This window comes from Kistimonas scapharcae (assembly GCF_039540975.1).
Classification (GTDB): Bacteria; Pseudomonadota; Gammaproteobacteria; order Pseudomonadales; family Endozoicomonadaceae; genus Kistimonas; species Kistimonas scapharcae.
Genome location: NZ_BAABFL010000471.1, coordinates 45,819 through 52,205 on the forward strand (window position 1 = coordinate 45,819; position 6,387 = coordinate 52,205).

A 6,387-nucleotide genomic window follows, 5' to 3' on the forward strand; every position below is an offset into this window, starting at 1 on the left:
CAGGTGTTATGAACGCAGTGACCGCAATTCTCCGGTTTCTTTCCAGACCGTCCGTCAAGTACTCTGCCGGTGTTTTATTACTGGCTGGCATTGTCGTTGGCCTGTTGGGTTGGGGAGCGGCCAGTTATACCCTGGAGGCCACCAGTACCGAGTCCTTCTGCATCGGCTGTCATGAAATGAGTGACAATGCTTATGTTGAATTGCAGGACACTATTCATTACAGCAACCGTACCGGCACCCGTGCGACCTGTGCCGACTGCCATGTTCCCCATGACTTACCCGGTAAGGTGGCCCGAAAAATCGAGGCGCTGCGGGAAGTCTACGGCAAGTTCACCGGTATTATCGATACGCCGGAAAAATACGAAGCCCATCGTCTGGTCATGGCGGAACGGGTCTGGGCAGATATGCGTGAAGATGACTCGGCCGCCTGCCGGGCCTGTCACATGAATATCGAGACATCGCTGGATCAGCAGTATCAGTGGGCGCGCATGAACCATGAAAAGGCGATCGAGAACGGACAGACCTGTATCGACTGTCACCAGGGAATCGCCCATAAGCTGCCGGAAACCCGGCTGATGAAGAAGCCGCTGGTTGACTAAGGGTTACTTCATGCTGAATGCCGGAAACAGTCTGGCCATGCTGGCGCTGATGACAGGGCTGGGACTGGTTTTTTATCCGGTGCTGAGTGGTTTGCGTCGTATACCGGCCAGCCTGTGGCTCATCACCCATGGAGCCAGTTTACAGGCTGCCTTTCTGATCCTTGTTTACGCCCTTGTCACGGATGATTTTTCGGTCAGTTACGTGGTGTCGCACTCCGAAACGAGCCTCCCTCTCATTTATAAAATCAGTGCGGCTTGGGGCGGACATGGTAGTTCTCTGTTGTTCTGGGTGATGCTTCAGGCGGGTTGGATGGGGCTGTTTTACCGGTTTTGCCGCCCGTTTTCCGTGGCTCAAAAAAACATCGCGTTGTCGTTTATGGCGATGATCAGCTCCGGGTTGGTCGGTCTGTTACTGGTGTCTTCTCCATTTGCGCCAGTGGCCTCAGCCTTGTCGCCTGATTGTTCAGGATTAAACCCGATGCTGCAGGATGCCGGTCTGATTTTCCATCCTCCGGCGTTGTGCCTGGGCTACGGCGGTTTAACTGTCGTGTTTGGCATGGTGATGTCATCGTTACTGTCTTCGGATGGGGGGAAACTGTTTGCCTGTCGCCCCTGGCTGCTGGTGGCCTGGTCATGGCTGACACTGGGGATTGTGCTTGGCAGCCGGTGGGCCTATACCGAGCTGGGTTGGGGAGGCTGGTGGTTCTGGGATCCCGTGGAGAATGCGTCACTGATGCCGTGGTTGACGGCTACCGCAATGCTCCATCAGTTATGGCGTGTGCGAGCTCGCAATCATTGCTCCGGTAGCCTGGTATTGCTGGCGATAGCAACGCAGGCACTGATTCTGGTGGGTACCTTCCTGGTGCGATCCGGTGTGCTGACGTCGGTGCATGCGTTTGCCATGCAGCCGGCAACGGGTGTGGCGATACTCGGTTTTATTGTCGTTGTCGCTGGTTTTTCGCTGGTTCTGTATGCCTTGCGGGCGCCAGCTAATGCCACAGGCAAACTGTCTGGCCAGTCTCTGGTATTGCTGAGCGTTGTGATGCTGTTGCTGGTGGCCTGCGGCAGCATTCTTTTGGGGACTTTATACCCTATCGGCTTTGAAGCCTTTGGATCTGGGCGGATCTCTGTAGGGGCGCCTTACTTCAATGCGTTTTTTATTCCTCTAGCGCTACTGCTGGCAGCTATTCTGACGGGCTTTTCGGTCCATATACGTCAGGTCAGTCTTATCGCGATCGTCGGTGAAGCGACGCTGTTTGTGTTGGCTGGCCTGGTGTTGTCCTGGTTGGTTGCGGGGATTGGCTGGATGACGTGGCTGGTGCTCACCATGATGCTGTGGACCGTGTGGTCACAGCTCTGTTACGTACGACATCAGCCTAATAAGGCGGGTGCGGTAATGGCGCACATTGGGTTGGTGCTGGCAATGGCCGGTGCCTGCCTGTCGGATGCCGGGCTCGTGCAAAAAGAGATTGGCCTGCGTCCGGGACAACAGGAAACCCTGGGCGGTTATCAATTTGTCTTTATGGGAACGACGCCGGTGCGTGGACCGAATTACCTGGCAGATTACGCCTTTTTCTCGGTCACTGACGATGCCGGACGACGTACCGACATGCATCCGGAAAAACGATGGTATGCCCGGCCTGATGTGGTGATGACGGAAGCCGCAGTGGACAGTACCTGGCGACGGGATCTCTACATCACGCTGGGAGAACCGTTGGCACAGGGGGCCTGGTCCGTCCGTTTGCAGGTCAAACCGTTTATCAGCCTGCTCTGGTTGGGGGGAGGGTTGATGGTGTTGGCAGGATTCTGGGCAGTGGGTTCGAGAATGTGGCGCTATAGGCAGGGGACAGAAAGTCTACGGGCTTCCGGTCAATCCGGTCTGGCGGTCTGATGAATGGGGGGAGTTATGAAGAATCAGGGTTCTGTGTCAAAACCGTATGGGCTGACGGCCTGCCGTACTGGCCTGTTGACACTATTACTGTTTGCGACGGCGGGGCTGCAGGCCGATGAGAGTCGCGTTGAGGCCAGGAACGAAATGTTTAAAGACGGCTTTCCCAGGCAATACGAGTCCTGGAAAGCTACGGAAAAAATGGATTTCAAAAGCGCGCATAATGGCAACCAGTTTGAGGACATGCTGGAAAAAGATCCGCGCCTGGTCGTGTTATGGGCAGGTTACGGCTTTTCCAAGGATTACAATGCGCCGCGGGGGCATATGTATGCCGTGACCGATGTGCGTAACACCCTGCGAACCGGCTCGCCTTCCGGCCCGGATGACGGACCGATGCCGAATGCCTGCTGGAGCTGCAAGAGCCCGGATGTCGCACGGATGATTGATGAACAGGGCAAAGATGACTATTTTGCCGGCAAATGGGCGTCCAAAGGCTCTGAGATCGTCAACCCGATTGGTTGTGCCGACTGTCATGACACTAACAGTGATGACATGAAACTGGCCATTTCCCGTCCCTATCTGGAGGATGGTCTGGCAGCATTGGGCTACGACCACGCGAATGCGTCACAGCAGGATATGAAATCGCTGGTGTGTGCCCAGTGCCATGTAGAGTACTACTTTGCCGGCCCGAATAAGGAAGTGGTATTCCCATGGGCGGAAGGTACAAAAGCGGAAGAGATGGAACAGTATTTTGATCATCGCGCGTTCAGTGACTGGACCCATGCGATTTCCCGTGCGCCGATGCTGAAAGCCCAGCATCCGGGCTGGGAAACCTGGCAGGAAGGGGTACACGGTACAATGTGGCCTGCGTAGACTGCCACATGCCCAAGAAGCGCGACAAAGGCATTACCTTTACCGATCACCGGGTAATGAGTCCACTGGCCAATATTGAGGGCACCTGTCAAAGCTGTCATACCCAGTCGAAGGAATATCTGGTCGGTATGGTGACAAGCTATCAGGAAAAAATCGGTGAGATGAAGATCCGGGCCGAAGACGTGCTGGTCAAGGCGCACATTGAGGCTGGTGCTGCCTGGAAAGCCGGTGCGGGCGAACAGGAAATGCAAAAGGCTCTGACTCTGATCCGTCATGCACAATGGCGCTGGGATTATGCCATTGCATCCCATGGCGCGTCCTTCCACGCGCCGGAAGAGTCATTGCGGGTGCTGGGAACGGCGGTTGAGAAAGCCGGTGAGGCCCGGCTGGAAATTGCCCGCGTGCTGGCGAAACATGGTGTGACCGATCCCGTGGCCATGCCGGACCTGTCAACCAAGGAAAAAGCCCAGACGTATATTGGTCTGAATGTGGAGAAGCTCAAGGCAGACAAAGAAGCGTTTAAGGAAAATGTGCTACCGAAATGGGATGAGGAAGCCCGGCAAAAAGGGAACTTGATGTAGTTTATTCTAACTACCGAGCTGACAGTACGAGACGTTGTGTGAATACGGTTAGCTCGGTTCGTTGAGAAAACTTGGTGGTTAATGGTGGCAAAAACACTTGCCTACAATGGCTTCACCTGTAGCTGTGGCGTGATACATGCAGCGTTTTATTATGTCAGTTTCTAAATCCAACAGTGAATAAGGCCGAGTCTGATAACCGATTGTGGTTGTGGATCAGCATGAGCTACTGCCAGTGAGCGCTCAGTTCTGTATAAGTAGTGGAATCAGGTCTTTCTTGTTACCGATAAGATCCGCCAGGGTATACTGATCCAGCACACCAATAAATGCATCCACCCCTTCCTTTAAAACACCTTTGAGCCGACAGGCCGGCAGAATTTTGCAGACCGGTTTGGTGCAGTCCACCACCTGCAGGGATTCTTCCAGCGCCATCACGACCTGGCCAATGCGTATTTCATCCGCCGGTTTCCCGAGCATGATGCCACCCCCTTTACCTCGAATACTGTGTATCAGGCCGGCACGCGCCAGTTGGTGAACCACCTTGACCACATGGTTGCGTGAGAGATCGTAAGCCTCGGTCACTTCCGTAATGCTGGATTTATACCCCTCAGGACGAGTGGCCAGGTACATCAGGGCACGCAGGCCAATATCGGTGAATGTGGTAAGACGCATCGGGCACCGCTTTGTACAGGTTGAGAAAACATGGGTATTTTAACTTGAACATGCATTAAAAATACAAGATTATAAAGAGGTATTTAAAATGCATGTTAAGGTTGTTATGTTATCTTCAGAAACCATCAGGATTGTTCAGTCGACGATTCCCCTGCTTGAGTCTGCCGGTACGGAACTGACTCGCCATTTTTACCAGCGGATGTTTTCCCACAACCCGGAACTGAAAGATGTGTTCAACCTGAGTCATCAGCACTCCGGTGGACAACCGGCTGCACTGTTTGAAGCCGTTCTCGGATATGCCAGAAATATTGATAATCTCTCGGTATTGAGTGCTGTTGTTGAACGTATTGCCCAGAAGCACACCAGCTTCCTGATCACGCCAGATCAGTACCAGATCGTTGGTCATCACCTGATTGAAACCATTCGTGAGCTTGCGGGCGAAGCGGCGACAGATGAGGTGCTGCAGGCCTGGACAGAAGCATACCAGCTGCTGGCCAATGTCTTTATTGAGCGGGAAGAAGCGATTTACCAGATCAATGAAGATGCTGAGGGGGGGTGGCGTGGGCTGCGACCTTTCCGGGTTGTGCGTAAATCCCGCGAGAGTGAGCTGATTACTTCATTTTATCTTGAGCCGGTTGATGGCAAGCCGGTCATGGCATTCAAGCCTGGGCAGTACTTGGGCATTAAGCTAAGGCCGACGACCAGCTGCTATGCAGAGATTCGTCAGTATTCCTTGTCTGATGCGCCGAATGGACGCGATTACCGTATCAGCGTCAAGCGTGAAACCGGTGACGTTGATGGCGTTGTTTCCAATTGGTTGCATGATGCCGTCAGTGAAGGTGATGTGGTGGAAGTGATGCCGCCTGCTGGTGACTTCTTCCTGAGTGTTGAAGAGGAATCGCCTGTTATTCTGATCAGCGCTGGTGTTGGGTTAACGCCCATGCTGTCAATGCTGAACACACAGTTGCAGAATGGCCATCATGGATCATTGTTTTGGTTGCACGCCTGTGAAAATGGTCAGGTACATGCATTTTCTGATGATATCCGAGCTAAGGAAAAGCAACATGAACGGTTGAAGTCGTGGATTTGGTATAACCATCCCTCAACCGTTGACAGGCCAGCAGAAGATTATGATTTCAGTGGATTAATGTCGCTGGATAAAGTCCGTGAGTTGATTAATGTGCCTGGTGCTCATTTCTATTGTTGTGGTCCAATGCCTTTCATGAAAATGGTCAACGAAACATTGACTGACTGGGGGATTGGAAATGACAGAATTCACTATGAAATGTTTGGGCCTCATGGCAGTTTATGATGTGGATGATGTTGAGGCGGTTTCTGTTGTCTCTGTAGTCAATGAATTATATTAAGGCTACCTTCGCTGTTGTAGGGGGGGGATTCCCCCCCCCCTCTATTTTTGCAATGTTGTTGTTATTAACAGGACTGTTAGTGACTACTTTTGTCTGCTGGTATCTACTTGTAATCATTTTATGCTTTTGTATCTATAGCTTAATTGATTCGTAATAAGGATGTTTATGATGAATATAATCAATTTTCCAGCACAAAATAATCAGGTTATATGTTTTGTTTTGCTTCCCAATCCTAATTCAGGCGTGAATATAGTAGGGCAGTTGAATACGCCTTCTATTTCCTTGTCAGGAATGCGCCCACCTGCTGCAACGGCCATTCCTACTCCTAATATTGTAATCATCCCCTAAACTAGGGGCATTTCGAATTAGAGTTCTCCGACTTACACTGAGTCAAACGGAGAACGAGATGA

At 52.2% G+C, this 6,387-nt stretch carries 5 protein-coding genes and 1 pseudogene; 5 read left to right on the top strand and 1 reads right to left on the bottom strand.

From position 1 onward, the window contains the following. The first annotated feature begins 8 nt into the window (after window positions 1–8). The 3 genes and pseudogenes from ABD892_RS23755 (at window position 9) to nrfA (ending at window position 3,941) form a co-directional block, all read left to right on the top strand. On the top strand, window positions 9–599 hold the full coding sequence (locus tag ABD892_RS23755) for a NapC/NirT family cytochrome c (RefSeq protein WP_345198740.1): 591 nt from the start codon (window positions 9–11) through the stop codon (window positions 597–599). A 10-nt stretch (window positions 600–609) separates the two neighbouring features. Next, window positions 610–2,490, top strand: coding sequence for a heme lyase CcmF/NrfE family subunit (locus ABD892_RS23760; RefSeq protein ID WP_345198741.1), 1,881 nt, complete (start codon window positions 610–612; stop codon window positions 2,488–2,490). 198 nt (window positions 2,491–2,688) lie between these two features. Further along, window positions 2,689–3,941, top strand: a pseudogene (gene nrfA / locus ABD892_RS23765) (ammonia-forming cytochrome c nitrite reductase). Between the two features lie 240 nt (window positions 3,942–4,181). On the opposite strand, the gene ABD892_RS23770 reads toward nrfA, so the two are convergent. Next, window positions 4,182–4,610: an Rrf2 family transcriptional regulator gene (locus ABD892_RS23770; protein WP_345198742.1), complete on the bottom strand. Its 429-nt coding sequence runs from the start codon at window positions 4,608–4,610 to the stop codon at window positions 4,182–4,184. 88 nt (window positions 4,611–4,698) lie between these two features. Here ABD892_RS23770 and hmpA point away from each other — a divergent pair, with 88 nt between their 5' ends. After that, complete coding sequence (gene hmpA, locus ABD892_RS23775; RefSeq protein WP_345198744.1) at window positions 4,699–5,922, top strand: NO-inducible flavohemoprotein; 1,224 nt, start codon at window positions 4,699–4,701, stop codon at window positions 5,920–5,922. 223 nt (window positions 5,923–6,145) lie between these two features. Next, window positions 6,146–6,325, top strand: a complete 180-nt coding sequence (locus ABD892_RS23780) for a hypothetical protein (protein WP_345198745.1) — start codon at window positions 6,146–6,148, stop codon at window positions 6,323–6,325. The last annotated feature ends 62 nt before the right edge of the window (window positions 6,326–6,387 follow it).

What these genes read in the sequence shown, in the direction of transcription:
- ABD892_RS23755 (WP_345198740.1), top strand. Translation starts at nt 9, where the DNA reads ATGAACGCAGTGACCGCAATTCTCCGGTTTCTTTCCAGACCGTCCGTC.
- ABD892_RS23760 (WP_345198741.1), top strand. Translation starts at nt 610, where the DNA reads ATGCTGAATGCCGGAAACAGTCTGGCCATGCTGGCGCTGATGACAGGG.
- ABD892_RS23770 (WP_345198742.1), bottom strand. Translation starts at nt 4,610, where the DNA reads ATGCGTCTTACCACATTCACCGATATTGGCCTGCGTGCCCTGATGTAC.
- hmpA (WP_345198744.1), top strand. Translation starts at nt 4,699, where the DNA reads ATGCATGTTAAGGTTGTTATGTTATCTTCAGAAACCATCAGGATTGTT.
- ABD892_RS23780 (WP_345198745.1), top strand. Translation starts at nt 6,146, where the DNA reads ATGAATATAATCAATTTTCCAGCACAAAATAATCAGGTTATATGTTTT.